Annotated in this window: 14 protein-coding genes and 1 pseudogene; 4 read left to right on the top strand and 11 right to left on the bottom strand. The window is 68.5% G+C overall.

All coding sequences use genetic code 11. The features are described 5' to 3' along the window. Positions 1–127: 127 nt before the first annotated feature. From BLR49_RS09495 to BLR49_RS13070, 4 genes are all read right to left on the bottom strand, one after another. A complete protein-coding gene (locus tag BLR49_RS09495) occupies positions 128–1,081 on the bottom strand; it encodes a CPBP family intramembrane glutamic endopeptidase (RefSeq protein WP_092536909.1) in 954 nt (317 codons plus the stop codon). Continuing rightward, positions 1,078–2,322, bottom strand: coding sequence for an alpha-amylase family protein (locus BLR49_RS09490; RefSeq protein WP_092536906.1), 1,245 nt, complete (start codon positions 2,320–2,322; stop codon positions 1,078–1,080). Before BLR49_RS09490 ends, BLR49_RS09495 begins: the two co-directional genes overlap by 4 nt. 163 nt (positions 2,323–2,485) lie before the next feature. Next, a complete protein-coding gene (locus BLR49_RS09485) occupies positions 2,486–5,422 on the bottom strand; it encodes a UvrD-helicase domain-containing protein (protein WP_092536903.1) in 2,937 nt (978 codons plus the stop codon). 763 nt (positions 5,423–6,185) lie between these two features. Next, complete coding sequence (locus BLR49_RS13070) at positions 6,186–6,803, bottom strand: hypothetical protein (RefSeq protein WP_143013741.1); 618 nt, start codon at positions 6,801–6,803, stop codon at positions 6,186–6,188. A gap of 206 nt (positions 6,804–7,009) precedes the next feature. Here BLR49_RS13070 and BLR49_RS14005 point away from each other — a divergent pair. Then, positions 7,010–7,230: pseudogene (locus BLR49_RS14005) on the top strand (hypothetical protein); the annotation flags it as partial. 400 nt (positions 7,231–7,630) lie between these two features. Here BLR49_RS14005 and BLR49_RS09475 read toward each other — a convergent pair. The 3 genes from BLR49_RS09475 to BLR49_RS09465 all read right to left on the bottom strand — a co-directional run bounded on the left by BLR49_RS09475 (position 7,631) and on the right by BLR49_RS09465 (position 9,503). Continuing rightward, a complete protein-coding gene (locus BLR49_RS09475) occupies positions 7,631–8,272 on the bottom strand; it encodes a DJ-1/PfpI family protein (RefSeq protein ID WP_092536897.1) in 642 nt (213 codons plus the stop codon). Positions 8,273–8,503: 231 nt separating this feature from the next. After that, positions 8,504–8,740 carry a nuclear transport factor 2 family protein gene (locus BLR49_RS09470; RefSeq protein ID WP_218121342.1) on the bottom strand — a complete coding sequence of 79 codons (237 nt, stop codon included), beginning with the start codon at positions 8,738–8,740 and terminating at the stop codon, positions 8,504–8,506. Positions 8,741–8,750: 10 nt separating this feature from the next. Further along, a complete protein-coding gene (locus BLR49_RS09465; protein ID WP_176765839.1) occupies positions 8,751–9,503 on the bottom strand; it encodes an NAD(P)H-binding protein in 753 nt (250 codons plus the stop codon). Between the two features lie 292 nt (positions 9,504–9,795). Between BLR49_RS09465 and BLR49_RS09460 the strand changes: the two genes are divergently transcribed. Genes BLR49_RS09460 through BLR49_RS09450 form a run of 3 tightly spaced genes read left to right on the top strand, consistent with a single transcriptional unit; the run spans position 9,796 to position 11,751 of the window. Then, positions 9,796–10,080, top strand: coding sequence for an AbrB/MazE/SpoVT family DNA-binding domain-containing protein (locus BLR49_RS09460; RefSeq protein WP_218121341.1), 285 nt, complete (start codon positions 9,796–9,798; stop codon positions 10,078–10,080). Continuing rightward, entirely contained in the window at positions 10,077–11,003 is a 927-nt protein-coding gene (locus BLR49_RS09455) for an ABC transporter ATP-binding protein (protein ID WP_092536888.1), read from the top strand. Before BLR49_RS09460 ends, BLR49_RS09455 begins: the two co-directional genes overlap by 4 nt. A gap of 1 nt (position 11,004) precedes the next feature. Then, entirely contained in the window at positions 11,005–11,751 is a 747-nt protein-coding gene (locus BLR49_RS09450) for an ABC transporter permease (RefSeq protein ID WP_092536885.1), read from the top strand. On the opposite strand, the gene prmC is transcribed toward BLR49_RS09450, so the two are convergent. The 4 genes from prmC to rho form a co-directional block, all read right to left on the bottom strand. Next, the gene (prmC, locus tag BLR49_RS09445; RefSeq protein WP_092536882.1) at positions 11,735–12,619 is read right to left on the bottom strand and encodes a peptide chain release factor N(5)-glutamine methyltransferase; all 885 of its coding nucleotides are present in this window, start codon (positions 12,617–12,619) and stop codon (positions 11,735–11,737) included. The genes BLR49_RS09450 and prmC overlap by 17 nt on opposite strands. Positions 12,620–12,625: 6 nt before the next feature. Beyond that, positions 12,626–13,717, bottom strand: a complete 1,092-nt coding sequence (prfA, locus tag BLR49_RS09440; protein WP_092536879.1) for a peptide chain release factor 1 — start codon at positions 13,715–13,717, stop codon at positions 12,626–12,628. Positions 13,718–13,864: 147 nt separating this feature from the next. Next, the gene (gene rpmE / locus BLR49_RS09435; protein ID WP_092536876.1) at positions 13,865–14,077 is read right to left on the bottom strand and encodes a 50S ribosomal protein L31; all 213 of its coding nucleotides are present in this window, start codon (positions 14,075–14,077) and stop codon (positions 13,865–13,867) included. 161 nt (positions 14,078–14,238) lie between these two features. Then, entirely contained in the window at positions 14,239–16,224 is a 1,986-nt protein-coding gene (gene rho, locus BLR49_RS09430) for a transcription termination factor Rho (RefSeq protein WP_092536873.1), read from the bottom strand. Positions 16,225–16,432: the final 208 nt, after the last annotated feature.

Raw genomic sequence — 16,432 nt, 5'->3', positions numbered from 1 at the left:
CACCGCATCGGCTCTCACGGGTTGTTGACGGTGTTTGTAATCGATTTTGACAACCATAGGAGCATCACTCCTCCCCTCCTCGGCCCGACCCCCACAATCCGGAACGGCCGCTACGGCGCTTTCCGAGTCATTGCGCCTGCGCGCGCTGGCGGCGCAGCAGCAGCCCACGGCGGCGGGCAACCAGCAGCAGCGCCACACCCGCCGCGGTACACACCAGCACCGCGACCAGCGAGCCCTCGATTCCCATGTCACCGCCGGTCAGTAACTCGGGGCCGGTAAAGCGGGCCTCGAACAGGCCGCGGCCCATGCCGGTGCCAGAGACGTCAGAGCCGAAGATGCCGCCCTGGACGAAGTTCCACGCCACGTGCGTGCCGAAGGCCAGCCAGAGGCGGCGCGTGACCAGGTAGCAGGCGCCCAGCAGAATGCCCGCCTCGAGCATGATCGCCACGGCGCCGAAAGCACTCGCCTCCGGGTTGGTGATATGCGCCGCTCCGAACAGCACCGCGGTCAGTGCCAGTGCCCAGCCGGTGCCGAGCCACTGCTCCAGCAGTCGCAGCAGCACGCCTCTGAACAGGATTTCCTCCACGAAGCCCGCAGCTAGGCCAGATGCGGCACCGATGAGTATGCCCGCGTCCCATCCGAGGACCGTCACCCGGTAGCAGCCGATCACCGCGAGCACCGCCACCACCACGGTCATCAGCAGCGTGCCCAAAGCCATGCCGACCATGAACTCGTGCAGCTTTCCGGGACCCGCCAACTCGGTGACGGTTGCACCGCGAATCCAGCGCATGAGCGTCCAATAGCCGGCGACGGCGACCAGTGCCGAGACGGCGGACCCTATGAGGAATATGACGGGATCATTGAAGAGGTACTCCAGCAGGCGCCCCGCTTCGATCCGGCGCCCACTTATGACAGCAGCAATGACTGCGGTCACGAGAATCGCCACCCGCGACACGATGAGTGCCAAGAAGCCCGTCAGCAGTTGCCAGCCCCAACGCCGGGCTGCTGCCGGGGCGCTGCGGGCCTGCGGCAATACGACCGGGAGCATGCGGTCCAGTGCCGCGAACGCGCCACTGCTCATGCCTGTTCACCAACCCGCAGCACCTGCCCGTCGGGTGCGGTGACGGTGGCGGCCGGAGTCGGCTCCAGGCGCAGTTCGACGGCGAGCCGCTGCCCGTCGGGGCCGACCGTATCGTAGCTGTAGGCACGGTTGTCGAGGTCACGGGTCACGGTGGTGGCGGTGGCCAGCCATGGGTTGCGGCGGCGCAGGGCGATCAGTTCCTGGTGCAGGCGCAGCATCGGCGCGCCCAGGGGTGAGAGCTGCTCAGGGGTGGCGGGGAAGGCGGGCCGCACCTCGTCGTCGCCGCCGAGGCGCTCCGTCTTCTCGCCGCGGAAGGCCTGCTCGTCCCCGTAGTAGATGGCGGGGATGCCGCCTACGGTCAGCAGCAGCGCCACGGCCAGGGCCGCCTTGGCATCGCCCAGGCGCGTGGCAATGCGGGTGACGTCGTGGTTGCCGATGAAGGTCATGGGGGTGAAGGCGGACATCAGCTCGTTGTGCCGAGTCAGGCACCAGTCGAGCTCGAAGAAGTTCTCATCCAGCAGGGAGCTCCAGATCGCCTTCCACAGCTCGTACTGCGTCACCGAGTCCATACCGGACCGGGCCACGATGTCCGCGTAGTCTCCGTGGATCACCTCCCCCATGAACCAGGCCTCGGGGAACTCCTCGCGCACGCGCGGCAGTACCCGGGCCCAGAACTCCGGGGGCACCGCGTAGGCGGCGTCCAGGCGCCAGGCCATGGCCCCGCGGCGCAGCCAGTGGCGCATCACATCCGCCACCAGCTCGACGACGGCCTCGGAGTCGTGGTTGAGTGCCGCCAGGCCGCGGTGCCCCTCGAAGTCCTGGTGCACCACGCCGGCGTCGGTGTGCTCCAGGCGGAACAGCTCCTGCGCCCGCGCCTCCCCGGCGATGGCGGCGCGGAAGCGGGGGTGAGCGGTGCCGACGTGGTTGAACACGCCGTCGAGCATGACGTTGATGCCGCGCCTACGGCAGGCGGCGATCAGCCGGTCGAAGGCGGCGTCGTCCCCCAGGCGCGGGTCGATGGAGTAGAAGTCGGTCGTGTCGTAGCCGTGGGTCTCCGCGGCGAAGATGGGGCCGAGTGCCAGGCCGTTGGCGCCCAGCTCGATCAGGTAGTCCAGCCACGGCTCCAGGGCGTCCAGCCTGGGGACGAGTTCCCGTTCCGCTTCTGTGGGCCGGACCGGTGCGCCGGTGAAGCCCAGCGGGTAGACGTGCCACCAGATGCAGGAATCACTCCATGAGGCCACCGATACTCCTAAGTGGGGCTCCAGCTCGGATCTGTCTCACAACCGGATCTGCCGAGGCGTGTTTTGCCACGGCCGCGCTCCGGGTGGGCCTGATCACTTTAGCATCACGGCCTCCGAGAGGCTCCACCACGGCGGCATGTCACCGGGCGGGAGGACCGCCGGTTCAGACCCTCTCAACGGGTGCCAGGCGCAGCATGAGCCGTTTGGTGGCCGGGGCGCCGTCGATAATGAACTCCACGCGTGCGACCGTGGAGCGGCCGGTGCCCTCAATGCCGACAACGCTGCCCTCCCCGTAGGTCTTGTGACGCACCCGGTCGCCGGCCTTCAATCCGGCCACCGCCTCGGGCAGGGCGGCGTCCGACGACTCGACCTCGGAGTGGGCCCCCAGGCGGACGGGCTTGCCCCGCGCCGCCAGGCGCTTCGCGCGGCGCGCCTCCGCCCGGTCCTTGGGGGTCTCGACCCGCCCCAGCTTCCCGGTGCGGGTGCGCCGGCCGGAGCCGATAGCGGGGGCGAAGTCGCCGTCGTCAGCGGGCGCCGCCGGGCGGGTTCGAGCGTAGCCGCGGTGGGCACCGAAGCCGCCCTCGTCCCAGGAGGCGCCCCAGCCGGTGCCGCCGCCGCGCAGGGCGTCCATGGATGAGGCCAGGCGCTTCCACTCGATCGTGTCCGCAGGAATATCGTCGAGGAAGCGTGAGGGGGGCATGGCGGTGGCGGCGCCCCAGGCGGAACGCACGGCGGCGCGGGTCAGGTACAGACGCTCGCGGGCGCGGGTGACGGCCACGTAGGCCAGGCGGCGCTCCTCGGCCAGCTCGGTCTCGTCTGCCAGTGAGCGGGAGTGGGGGAAGGTGCCGTCCTCCAGGCCGGTGACGAACACGACCGGGAACTCCAGCCCCTTGGCGGTGTGCACGGTCATCAACGTGACCTGCCCCTGCTGTCGGACCTGTTCCTGGGCGTCTTCCTGGTCGGCGACGTCGGCACTGGGCGGCAACTGGTCGGAGTCGGCCACCAGCGAGACCCGCTCCAGGAAGTCGGCGAGCGTCCCGTCGGGGTTGGCGGCCTGGAAGTCGGAGGCCACGGCGTGCAGCTCGGCCAGGTTCTCCACGCGGCCGGCGTCCTGCGGGTCGTCGCTGGCGCGCAGCTCGGCCAGGTAGCCGGAGGCGTCCAGGGCGGCGTCGAGGATGTCGGCGACGCCGTCGCCGGCATCGCGCGCGTGCCGCAGTGAGGTGAACAGCTCGTGGAATCCCGTCACCTGCCGGATGGCGCGCGTGGTCAGCCCGACGACGGCGGGGGGCTGCGTCCCCGCGCCCTCCCCCGCGCCCTCCCCCGCGCCGTCGGCCTGCCCGGGGCGCGGGGCGCCGGCGGCGTCGGCCACGGCGGTGCCGAAGGAGACGGCGTAGCGGGCGGCGTGCTCGGCCAGGGCGGCCTCGGCCTTGTCGCCGAGTCCCCGCTTAGGGACGTTCAGCACCCGGCGAATGGAGACGTCGTCGTCGGGATTGTCCACGGCGCGCAGGTAGGCGATGGCGTCCTTGATCTCGCGCCGCTCGTAGAAGCGGGTGCCGCCGACCACCTTGTAGGGCTGGCCGGAGCGGACGAAGGCCTCCTCCAGCGCCCGGGACTGGGCGTTGGTGCGGTAGAAGATGGCCACGTCACGGGGGCGTATGCCGCACTCGTCGGCGAGGCGGTCGATCTCGGAGCTGATCCAGCGGGCCTCGTCGTGCTCCGAGTCCGCGACGTAGCCGATGATCGCCGGGCCGTCGCCGGAGGCGGTCCACAGGTTCTTCTCCCGGCGCCCGGCGTTGCGGGCGATCACCGCGTTGGCGGCGGACAGGATGTTCTGGGTGGAGCGGTAGTTCTGCTCCAGCAGAATGGTGCGGGCACTGGGGTAGTCCTGCTCGAACTCCTCAATGTTGCGGATGGTGGCACCGCGGAAGGCGTAGATGGACTGGTCGGAGTCGCCCACCACGGTCAGCTCTCCGGGCGGGAGAGGAGAGTCCGCGCCGGAGGTGCCCGGCCCGCCGACGAGCTCGCGCACGAGCACGTACTGGGCGTGGTTGGTGTCCTGGTACTCGTCGACGAGCACGTGGCGGAAGCGGCGCCGGTACATCTCCGCCACCGCGGGCTTGGACTGCAGCAGCTGGACGGTGCGCATGATCAGGTCGTCGAAGTCGAGCGCGTTCGCCGCGGTCAGGCGCCGCGCGTAGGCGCTGTACACCTCGGTCAGGTGCCGTTCGAAGGGGTTGGTGGCCACGGCGCGCTCGGCGAACTCGGCCGGGGTGATCAGCTCGTTCTTGAGATCCGAGATACGGGCGGCGAAGGTCTTGGGGGTGAAGCGCTTGGGGTCGATGCCGAGCTCGCGCACGATCAGGGTGATCAGGCGGGTGGAGTCGGCGGCGTCGTAGATGGAGAAGGTGGAGCGCAGCCCGGCGGCCTCGTGCTCGCGACGCAGAATGCGCACGCAGGCGGAGTGGAAGGTGGACACCCACATGCGCTCCCCCGCCGGACCCACCAGGGCGGCCACGCGCTCGCGCATCTCGGCGGCGGCCTTGTTGGTGAAGGTGATGGCGAGGATCTCGCCGGGGCGGGCGCGACCGGTGGCCAGCAGATAGGCGATGCGGTGGGTGAGCACGCGGGTCTTGCCACTGCCGGCGCCGGCGATGATCAGTAGCGGCGAGCCCGCGTGGGTGACGGCCTGCTCCTGGGCGGGGTTGAGGCCGGTGAGCAGATCTGCGGGGTTGGCGACGGTGATGCCGTAGCGCTGCGCGCCGGGTCCGGCCGCCCGGTCCGCGGCGCTGCCGTCGACGCCGGCGCGGGCACGCGCGGCGGCAGCATTGGCCTGCGCGCGGGCCACCAGGTCGGAGAGCTCGGCCTGCCGCTCCTCCCAGGTGGGGGCGACGGCGGCCGCGTCGGCGGCAGAGGGGGCAGCGTCCTCGGGGCCGTACCCCGCCATGTCCTCCTCGGCGGGCGGCTCGACGTCGGCCCAGGACTCGTCATCCCAGGCCGCGTCGGCCGGGGCGAGCGCGGGTAGGGCGGTCTCCGGTGGAGGCGTGGCCTCGGAGCCGGGCATGGGCAGTGCGCCGAAGAGGGAGTTCATCGCGTCGTTCATCTCGGGGCCAAGCCTAGACGGTTCGTGCGCCTTGGCTGGCCCCGCCTCCACTTCCCGCGCAACGTGGCTCTTCCGGTTTGTGGGTGTGGTGGTTGAGTCGGGCTGAGGTGTCTGTTGCGCCGGTTGGGCGTTAACAACGCTACTTAACGTTCTGCTGTATACCTCAGAGCCCTTCAGCAGACCGTTAACCGGCGTTGTTAACCCCGAAGTGGCGTAGCAGATGGTCTCACTTCCGTGGCGCGGGGCTGCCGGCAGACAAGTGCGGCGTGGTGAACCGGCAGACTCGCCGGGTCCCCCACCGCGCAACACACCAGCCACCACACCCACAAGCACGAAGAACCGGCCCGGACGGCCCGCCAACGGCAAGAGCACCCCGCCCGCCCGACGACATCTCCACCCACCCGAGAATGACCTGCGCCGGTCGAGCACGACCTCGTCAGCCTGAACACGTCCTTATCAGCCCGAAACCGACCTCATCATCCCCACACCGCAGCCCCGGCCGGAACCACCACACCCTCAAACCGGAAGAGCCCCATAACCACACGAACGACCACCGAAACACACGAATCATCATCCCACGCCCGGTCCACCACATGTAGATGCGCCGGGCGCGCCGTGACCGATTGTCGAAATCGATGACGAACGAACGGATGGACGGACCGACATTCAAATCGCGAGCCGTTGAAGTGACGACGTTTCACAACACGCCGCCCGCCGCGAGATCAGTATTTGTCACCGATCTACACCCCCGCCGCGGACGAGATTAGGCAGAATCAGAGGTACGGGCACGTACGCCTACGGCCACAGCTCCCGTCGGCCCTTCAAGCGGGGTTTGCTGCACCTGCACCGGTCCACTCAAACGCACGGCGATTTCACGACTATGATCACCGTTACCGGGCGAGATCAAAGACATAAAGGTAAATACTGGCGATCCAACAACAGTCATCAACCCAATTACAGTAATTGCAAAATGAGACTCATCATGCGCCAAACGCGAATACAGCCAAGTAATAATTACCCGAGCAGCAACAACGACAACCGCAGGCCAAGGCGTACCTACAGCCTGCCACAACAGCAGCGTGGAACAGCTAAGAATCACAAGAAGTCTTTCCATGGAAACACCATCAACCGACCAAAGCAACGCAACGAGCACCAAAAAAACAAACGCCAGAGCGCCGAGAACATCACCTCGCTCAGCAACCCATCTCGCAACTTCCGAAATACGCGAGACAGAAAAACCAGCCCATTCCAACACGTCGGATGCAATAGTCAACACGGGACGCCAGGCACATAAACACGCCACAACCAATAAATGCGGAAATTGCCACAGTAACCGCCGCCCAATATCACTCTCTCGCACCTGCTTAAGCAGTGAAGACATCGTAACTGCCCCCATAATACAGCACACCTTTCGCGCACCTCTGACTACATTCGACAACCAGTCAAGCTAAAATGCATCCTTAAGCCAACACCATCTTTACGTTATTCGCACAACAATGCTAGGCACAGGGGGCGAGTCTCATACTGTGGCAGCAATTCCCACGGGGGTCCCTACAGCGACGGCGTAGACGCTGTGGTTGGGACATCGTGGGAACCCAGACTTTCGACCAGAATGCGCTTGCAAAGTTCACGCACGATGCCGATAGCAAGTCGGCCGTATCCACTTTGATCGCGGAAGTCCTTGCGGACCCCGACCTGGCCCATGATGATGTGTTCCACCGTCTGCTTCAGGCCGGCCTGCAAGACCTGTGGACGCCGAGGCAGCCGCTTCGACGATTTCTTTGGCCTACAGGAGGCCTTGGAGCAGGCGACGGGCCGCTCCGTAGACCTAGTGACCACAGATTCTCTTCGTAACCCCCTACTTCCGGGCGTCGGTTCTGGCCACGGCAGAGGACCTCTATGTGCGGTGACAACGCGGCATACCTATGGGATGCGGCCGAGGCCACACGGTCCGTGATCGCCTTTGTCGACGGTATCGGTTAGGAACAGTTCGCTTGGGACGCAATGCGACGTTCCGCGGTTGAGCGTCAACTCGAGATCCTCGGCGAGTCGCTCAACCGCCTACGTCCGAGATCGGAATAAAGGAGCCTTAGGCGGCGAGTGGCGTCTGGCAGATCGTTGATATTCTGCGCTTTCATCGGTCGCGGTGCCGCCTAGCGGCGGCGTTTATGCCGATCTCGGACATTTTCACCGCCGTCCGTAGCCGGGTCAGGAGCGCGCCCAGGCATCGGCGGCCTGCGCCCAGGCCCCGTAGTACTGGGCGTCTCCGGTGGAGTACAGGCGCTCCCAGGCGTCAGCAACCTCAGCGGGAAAAAGCTCGGTGACGCGCATGACTTCCGCGGTGAAGGGCACGGCATTGAGGCCCGATGCCGTGGTCACGCCGCGGTCGGAGACCACGACGGCGTCAACATAGTGCTCAGCTCCTTGATAGCCGCTCGCAGCCAGAAACTCCGAGGAGTTGGAGGTGTGCCTACGCTCGTCGAGCACACCGGCCCTTGCCAGCAGGTAGGTGGCGCCGCAGATGCCTGCCACCGGCACCTGAGCGGCAAGCATTTGCCCGACAGTAGCGATCAGCCGCTCGTGTCCCGCGTGGTAGCGGTCCCCTCCCGGGATGACCAGGGCCGCCAGGGCGCCCTGTTCTCGCAGCGGGGACAACGCGTCGAGGTCCGCCGTAGGCGTGACCGGCAGACCTCCCTGCGACCGAACGGGTTCGGGACCATCGCCCACCAGCAGCAGTTGGAACCGTCCAGGACGCATGCGCTCGGCCACCGTGATCTGGGCTGTCAGGTAGGCGTACTCCCAGTCGGCCATGGTTTCGGTGACATACAGGGCGATTGAACGGCGACGCATAGCGCTTCCTCTCTTGTGGCGGGTTCGCGCCAGATCTAATCACGGCGGTCAGACGTCTTCCACAACTCGCCAACGCCCTAGTGGACCGATCCGCGTATGGGAACCGCCGAGGGGAGGCGCGCCTTCCTGGAGTGCAGGACGCCGATGCCGTGGTCCTTCGACCGAAGTGGCGGCTGAGCCCGCCCCCGCAGTCGGGAGGCGGGCTCAGCCGTCACCGCATCAATGCGCGCGTCAGTACTCGCGCGTCTCGGAGACCACGAAGTGCTGCTCGCGGCTGCTGATGCGCCAGTCGCCGTCGCGCAGGACCAGGGTGTCGATGTAGCGGATCGAGTGGGACTGGAGCACGTCCTTGCCGTCCTGCTCCTGAACGAGCAGGGCCTGGCCGTAGTGGACGTCGGTGGCGGTGTCGCCGTCGATCGTGATGACCTGCTGGCCATTGATGTGGAAGGAGCTGTTGACGCCGGCCATGGCGGCGCCGTCACTTGCGCAGGCGGGCGAGGTCATCCTGCACGCGCTGCGGCTCCTGGGTCAGCGGTACGTTGTGGGTGTCGAGCACGCCGTCGAGTGCGCCGGCCTCGTCGGCACGCGTCGCGGCGAACAGGGCCTCGAAGTCGGTGACGGGGGCTCCGGCCTTGCTGAAGACCTCCACGGTGCGGCGCGCGCCGGAGGGGTTGAGGGCGCCCTCCAGGAGCACCTGGGCGATGTGGCGTCGGTCGACTCCCGGCTGGCCGGTGACCAGGTCACCCTGCCGCAGGTCGATCTGGCGGTCACCGGGACCCTGGTAGCCGAACCAGCCGGGGCGCACGATGGTGTAGGGGTGTCCGGAAGCGCGCACGAGCCGCTCGGCGCGACGCTTCCACTCCACGAACTCGTAGCCGGTGTTCCGCGAGGAGTGGGACGCATTCATGGTGGTCATCAGGCTGATGTGGGTCGCACCGTCGCCCAGGGCACCAATGACTGCGCGGACCACGTCGTAGAAGGTGGCGCCACCCCTGCCGTCGTTGTCGGTGCCGTGGGTTAGTACGACGGCGTCGACGTCCTGCAGCAGCGACCGCAGTGAATGCGCATCGGTGGCGGCCGCTTCGAGGATCTCCGCGCCGTCGGCCAGGGAGCGGCGGGCGCCGGCGGCATTACGGGTGACGGCCCGGACCTCCAGACCGCGCTGCAACGCCTCGTCGACGACGACGCGTCCAACCTGTCCGGTGGCTCCAATGGCAAGAATGGTGGTCATAAGGGGTGCTCTTTCCTGCACTGGTTGTTGGGGCTGGCAAGCTAGCCCCAGCGACGCGGCGTTGCCAATTCGGGGCTCGTGGCGAAGACGGTAGTGCCTGCCGGCGCAAATTATCGTGCCGCACTCCAACCAGGGCTTCCAGGCCCCAGGAAACGGGGCCTGGCAGGACTCCCCTGAACCGAGCGCCACGCTTGCAACCGGTGGACCTTCCGCACCCGCCCTCAGCAAGCCACCCCAACACCTCCCACTACTCCTCATTGTCTTACTTTTCCCACTTGTGTAACCTATGGTCATGAGCGCACCGCCAGGACCACGGCCCGGAAAGTTCGCCACCACCATCACGCTCGGCCCCAAGGGCCAGATCGTCATCCCCAAGGCCGCCCGCGACCTGTGCGGGATCCAGCCCGGGGACAGCGTCCTCCTCCTGGCGGACGCCGATCAGGGCATCGGCATCGTCCGTCAAGAGCTCTTCGAGGAATTCATTGCCACCGCCCTGAGCGGCGCCGCGCAATCTCCGGCGGCGCCTGCCAGTTCTCAGCCGCCAACCGCCTCGCGCACCCCCGAGGATGAGCCGTGAGCGCCGTCGTCTGCAAGGACGTCACCCAGCAGTTCGGCAACCTGACCGCCCTGGACTCAGTCAGCCTGGAGGTCCACACCGGCGAGATCCTTGGGATCATCGGCCCCAACGGTGCCGGGAAGACCACCCTTCTCAACCGGATCGAGGGACTGGCCAAGCCGACGTCGGGCAGTATCGAGGTCCTGGGCCTGGATCCCATCGCTGATGCCCACGCCCTGTCCCTGCGCACCGGCGTGCAGCTGCAGCAGGCCGCCCTGCCACCTTGGCTCAAGGTCGGCGAGGCGTTGGAGCTCTTCTCCTCCTTCTACCCCCACGCCCAGCCGTGGCGTCCTCTCCTGGAGCGCCTGGGCATCACCGCCAAGGCGGGCTCCTACGTGGACAAGCTGTCCGGCGGGGAGCGCCAGCGGGTCTTCATTGCCCTGGCCCTGCTCCACGAGCCCGAACTCGTGTTCCTCGACGAGCTGACCACGGCCCTGGACCCGCAGGCTCGCCTGGCCATGTGGGACGTCGTGCGCAAGATCCGCGACAACGGCACCACGGTGGTCCTGACCACCCACTACATGGAGGAGGCGGAGTCCCTGTGCGACCGGGTGGGCATTATCGACCACGGCCGTCTGATCGCCATGGATACCGTCCCCGCCCTCATCTTCGCCCACGGCGGCCCCACCACCCTTCAGCTCGAACTGTCCCAGAAGGCGCCGGAGTCCTTGTCCGGGCTCGAGGGCGTGACCGAGGTCGAGCGGGGGCACAGCGCCACCGGCGCACCCACCGCGACCGTGCGCGGGACCGGGGCCTTCGCCCAGAGCGCTCTGGAGCACCTGAGTAGCTGCGGCGTGACCGTGAGCGCCATGTCCACCACCGCGCCGTCCCTAGAAGACGTCTTCCTGAACCTCACCGGCCGCTCGATGCGAGAGGACCACTGAGATGCGCGCCTACAAGACCCTGACGGTCATGCTCATCCGCTCGTCCCTGCGCGATCCGATCGGCCTGTTCTTCGCCATCATCTTCGCACCCCTACTGGTGGCAATCCTGGGCGTGGTCTTCGGCAACGACCCGATGCCGCAGTTCGGCAACCGGGGCTTCGTCGACGCGATCCTGCCGTCCTGCGTTGCCATGGTCATGGGCATGACCGGCTTCATGCTGCTGCCGGTCAATCAACTGCTGGCTCGCGAGTCCGGGGCGCTGAGCCGCCTACGGGCCACGCCCCTGAGCCCGAGGACGTACGTGGCCGCCGACCTGACCGTCAACGCGGTCATCACCCTGGTCGGCGTCATACTGGCGCTGCTGGTCGGCTCGCTCGGATTCGGCGCCACCCTCAGCGGCAGCGCGGTAGGCGTGCTGGGCGCTGTGGTCCTGGGACTGGTCGCATTCCTGACCCTGGGCTACGCGCTGGCCGCGATCTACCCCGGCTCCAAGGCGGCCAACGGGATCGGCAACGGCCTGTTCCTCGCATCGGTCCTGACCTCAGGGGCCTTCATCCCCACCGCCGACGTTCCCGCGAGCCTGGAGCGGATCCAGAAGGCCTCGCCCTTCTATTACCTCTCTGAGCTGCTGCGCGGACAGTGGACCGGGCAGCCCTGGTCCCAGTACACAACAGCCGTGGTGGTACTCATGGTCATGACCGTGATCTGCGCAACCCTGGGGGCACGCCTGTTCAAGTGGGACACGTAGACTCGGTGACAGCCCGCAGATACCGGTCGCGACCGGTGAGGTCCTGGCCGGTGACCGCCTCGGTGAAGTCGGCGGCGAGGGCGGCCTCGCGCAGCGCGGTCCCCTGCCCGGGGTCGTGCTCCATTACCAGCACGCCGCCGGGGCGCAGCAGGGCCGCCGCCCGCTTCACGACGACGAGCGGCAGGTGCAGACCATCGGCTCCCCCGCCGTACAGGGCCAGGTCCGGGTCATACCGTTCGGTCTCCAGATCCTCCACGGCCCCGGCGGGCACGTACGGCGGGTTGGAGACGACCACGTCGACGCGCCCGTCCAGTTCGGCGAGCACGGCCGGGTCGGTGACGTCGCCGTGGATGATCCCCACCCGTCCCGGCGCCAGGCGCTCGCAGTTCTCGCGTGCCAGTGCCGCGGCGTCGTCGTCGACCTCGACGGCCCACACCCGGGCGGCAGGCACTTCCACGGCAACCGCGGCGGCAATGGCCCCCGAGCCGGCGCACAGGTCCACGACCACGGGGCCACGTCCCTCCTCCACCGCGACCGTCCGGGCGGCCTCGATGGCGGCCCCGGCAACCACCTCGGTCTCGGGGCGGACTATGAACACTCCGGGCCTGCAGGTCAGCTCCAGCCCCCGGAACCACATCACGCCCAGGATGTGCTGCAGCGGCTCCCGGGCGGCACGGCGCTGCACCAGTTCCGTATAAGCAGTAGGAAATCCCTCCGGTGCGCCGTCGGCAAGCAGCACCGGACCGCCCAGCAGGTGCTCGGCCAGCAGCCGGGCATCAGCCTCGGGTGAGGCGACCCCCGCCCGGGCCAGCGTCCGCCCCGCCTCACGCACGAGGCGCCGCAGCGCATAGCGGTCCAGTTCGGTCACAGTCGCTCACTGCTCGCCGGCGGCGGCCAGGCGCTCGGCCTCGTCCATGGCGATCGCCGAGTCGATGACCGGACCGAGGTCGCCGTCGAGCACGGCGTCGAGGTTGTAGGCCTTGTAGCCGGTGCGGTGGTCGGCGATACGGTTCTCGGGGAAGTTGTAGGTGCGGATGCGCTCGGAGCGGTCGACCGTGCGCACCTGGGAGCGGCGCGTGGCGGCGGCCTCGGCGGCCTGGGCGGCGGCGCGCTCGGCGAGCAGCCGGGCCCGCAGCACGCGCATGGCCGCCTCCTTGTTCTGCAGCTGAGACTTCTCGTTCTGCATGGAGACCACGATCCCGGTGGGCAGGTGGGTGATGCGCACGGCGGAGTCGGTGGTGTTCACGCTCTGACCGCCGGGCCCGGAGGAGCGGAACACGTCCACGCGCAGGTCGGCGGGGTCGATCTCCAGCTCGCCGGGGTCGTCGACCTCCGGCATCACCAGCACGCCGGCGGCGGAGGTGTGGATGCGGCCCTGGCTCTCGGTGACGGGGACGCGCTGGACCCGATGCACACCCGCCTCGTACTTCAGGTGCGCCCACACCCCGTCGGCGGGCTCCACCGGCCCCTTGGACTTCACGGCCAGGCGTACGTCCTTGTAGCCGCCGAGCTCGGAGTCGGTGGCGTCCATGACCTCCACGGCCCAGCCCATGCGCTCGGCGTAGCGGGTGTACATGCGGGCCAGGTCGGCGGCGAACAGGGCCGATTCCTCCCCGCCCTCGCCGGCCTTGACCTCGATGATGACGTCGCGGGCGTCGTCGGGGTCGTGCGGGGCCAGCACCTCGCGCAGGCGTGTGGCAGCGTTCTCCACCGCCTGGCGCAGGGCGGGTAGCTCGGCGGCGAAGTCGGCGTCCTCGCGGGCCAGTTCCGCGGCGTCGGCCAGGTCGTCGGCGGCGGCGCGCCACGTCCGGTACGCCTCCACGATGCGCCCGAGCTCGGCGTAACGTCGTCCCAGCCGACGCATGGCGCCGGGGTCGGAGGCGACGGCGGGGTCGGCCATTTGCCGCTCGATGCCGGCATGCTCCTGCAGCAGGGGCTGGACGGCGGAGAAGTCCTCGACGCTCACAACTCACCTTTCTCCGCCCGGGCACGGGCGGGACGATATGACCAGCGACAGATTACGACCTTGGGGTACGTTCCACGTGCACCGGGTGGTCGTGGAACGTACCCCAAGGTCGTGAATCGTCGTAGCGACGAGAAGTGAGGCGCCTGTTTACTTCTTGCGCTTGCCGTAGCGGGCCTCGAAGCGGGCCACGCGGCCACCGGTGTCGAGGATCTTCTGCTTGCCGGTGTAGAAGGGGTGGCACTCGGAGCACACGTCCACGCGAATCTCCCCGGAGGTGACGGTGGAACGGGTCTCGAAGCTGTTGCCGCAGGTGCACGTGACCTTGGTGGGCACGTATTCGGGGTGGATTCCCTGCTTCATGTTTCTCCTTTGGGTTTCTGAGGGTCCCGGGTCCCGCACGGATGCGCAGGTGAACCGGAGACCGATCGGCTATTGTGCCAGGCCACCCGGGCCGCCACAACGCGCGCACCGGGTGAGACGCGGCACGGTGGCGACGGGGCGAGTCGAACGGCCGGGGCGGATCAGGCGAGCTTGGCGTCGTCGTCGGCGTCTGCCAGAGAGGTGCCCTGCGGGGTGGTCTTGGAGATGACCATGAGGAACTCCGCGTTGGACTGGGTGTCCTTGAGCTTGCCGAGCACCAGCTCGAGGGCCTGCTGCTGCTCCAGGCCGGAGAACAGCCGCCGCAGCCGCCACATGATCTTCAGCTGGGCGGGGTCGATGAGCAGCTCCTCGCGGCGCGTGGAGGAGGCGGCGACGTCGACCGCGGGGAAGACCCGCCGCTCGGCCAGCTGCCGCGACAGGCGCAGCTCCATGTTGCCGGTGCCCTTGAACTCCTCGAAGATGACCTCGTCCATCTTGGAGCCGGTCTCCACCAGGGCGGTGGCCAGGATCGTCAGGGAGCCGCCGTTCTCAATGTTGCGGGCAGCGCCGAAGAAGCGCTTGGGCGGGTACAGGGCGCTGGCATCCACACCACCGGACAGGATGCGCCCGGAGGCGGGGGCGGCCAGGTTGTAGGCGCGGCCCAGGCGGGTGATGGAGTCGAGCAGCACCACCACGTCCTGCCCCAGCTCCACCAGTCGCTTGGCGCGCTCGATGGCGAGCTCGGCCACGGTGGTGTGGTCGGAGGCGGGCCGGTCGAAGGTGGAGGCGATGACCTCCCCCTTGACCGTGCGCTGCATGTCGGTAACCTCCTCGGGACGCTCATCGACCAGCACCACCATCAGGTGCGCCTCGGGGTTGTTCACCGAGATCGCGTTGGCGATCTGCTGCAGGATGATCGTCTTGCCGGCCTTGGGCGGGGAGACGATCAGGCCGCGCTGGCCCTTGCCGATGGGCGAGACCAGGTCGATCACGCGGGGGGTCAGTGCCTTCGGCGTGGTCTCCAGGCGCAGCTGCTCCTGCGGGTACAGGGGGGTGAGCTTGGTGAACTCGGGGCGGCGCTTGGCCCGCTCGGGGTCCATGCCGTTGACGGTCTCCACGGAGACCAGCGGCTTGTACTTCAGCCGGTTGGCGCGGTTCTGGCGGCGGCTACGGCCGGAGCCCCCACCGGAGGCGGCGTTGTCGCCGCTCTCACGCACCCAGCCGGTGACGGCGTCGCCGGCGCGCAGCCCGTTGTCCTTGATCTGCTGGGCGTTGACGTACACGTCCTTGGGGCCGGGCAGGTAGCCGGAGGTGCGCAGGTAGGCGTGCTGGTGGTCGGCCATGTCGAGGATGCCTGCGACCGGCAGCAGGACCTCCTCCTCCCGGGACTGCTGCCCCCGGGCGTCCTGGTTGCCGTCATAGTCGCGGTCGCGGCGCTTGCGGCCGCGCCGACGACGCCCGCCGCGGGCGTCCTCGTCCGCCTGTTCATCCCAGTCATTGCCGCCCCGACGGCGGCGCTCGCCCGGCTCGACGGCGGGGGTACCGGTGGCGTCGGCCAGGTCGCGCATCAGGGCGGCCTTGGCGTCGGCGTGGTCCCCGGAGGTGGACTCGAAGCCGTTGCGGCGCTCGGGGGCACCGGGCGCGGCCTGTATGCGCCGCCGGGGGCGCCGGGGGCCGTCGTGTGTCTCGGAGGCGGCCGAGGCGGGCTCGCGGCGGCCTCCTGAACGCGTGGGGGCCGCCTGCGGGGCGGGCTCCGCCGATTCGGAGCGCTGGGGAAGGTCGAGGATGAGCGGCGCCTCCTGCGAGACGGGGGCGTCCTGGGGCGCGCCGGCGGCCGCGGTCACCCGACGCCGGGAGCGTGCCCGGGCGGAGCGGTCCGCCGGCTGCGCGGCGGCGGCCGAGGCGGCCTCCTCCCGCACGGACGAGTCGGCGCGCTCTGCCCGCTTGCCGGTCTTCTGCTCGTCGCCCCCGGCGGCGGCCTTCTGCGCAGCCGCGGGTGCGGAGTTCTGGTGCTCGCGAATGGCGGAAATGAGCTCGCTCTTTCGCATACGTGAAGTGCCCTTTAGCCCCAGGCTTGAGGCGAGCTGCTGAAGCTCGGCCAGCCGCATGGTGGACAGCGAAGGGCGGGCGCTGGAGATCTCGGTCACGAGTGTCCTAACGGTGTGGGCATCAACCAAAATGGTGGATGTATCTGGGACTGTCCCGGAATGTCACGGGATGTAGTCGTGCACCATTGAGGTTCCGTGGCAGGGCCTGCGGCCTCAGCCTGGTGCGCACGCGGCGTGCCGCTTCGTTTCGGCCCGTCGCCGGGGAAACAATAGCAGACCATCCGATGGCACTGCATGTGCATCGGTA

The organism is Actinomyces ruminicola, assembly GCF_900103885.1.
GTDB lineage: Bacteria > Actinomycetota > Actinomycetes > Actinomycetales > Actinomycetaceae > Actinomyces > Actinomyces ruminicola.
This window is presented reverse-complemented; position numbering and strand designations above follow the sequence as displayed.

Coding starts and splice junctions, on each gene's coding strand:
- BLR49_RS09460 (WP_218121341.1), top strand. CDS start 9,796: ATGAGCGCACCGCCAGGACCACGGCCCGGAAAGTTCGCCACCACCATC.
- BLR49_RS09450 (WP_092536885.1), top strand. CDS start 11,005: ATGCGCGCCTACAAGACCCTGACGGTCATGCTCATCCGCTCGTCCCTG.
- BLR49_RS09485 (WP_092536903.1), bottom strand. CDS start 5,422: ATGAACGACGCGATGAACTCCCTCTTCGGCGCACTGCCCATGCCCGGC.
- BLR49_RS09470 (WP_218121342.1), bottom strand. CDS start 8,740: ATGGCCGGCGTCAACAGCTCCTTCCACATCAATGGCCAGCAGGTCATC.
- BLR49_RS09465 (WP_176765839.1), bottom strand. CDS start 9,503: ATGACCACCATTCTTGCCATTGGAGCCACCGGACAGGTTGGACGCGTC.
- BLR49_RS09495 (WP_092536909.1), bottom strand. CDS start 1,081: ATGAGCAGTGGCGCGTTCGCGGCACTGGACCGCATGCTCCCGGTCGTA.
- BLR49_RS09475 (WP_092536897.1), bottom strand. CDS start 8,272: ATGCGTCGCCGTTCAATCGCCCTGTATGTCACCGAAACCATGGCCGAC.
- BLR49_RS13070 (WP_143013741.1), bottom strand. CDS start 6,803: ATGTCTTCACTGCTTAAGCAGGTGCGAGAGAGTGATATTGGGCGGCGG.
- rpmE (WP_092536876.1), bottom strand. CDS start 14,077: ATGAAGCAGGGAATCCACCCCGAATACGTGCCCACCAAGGTCACGTGC.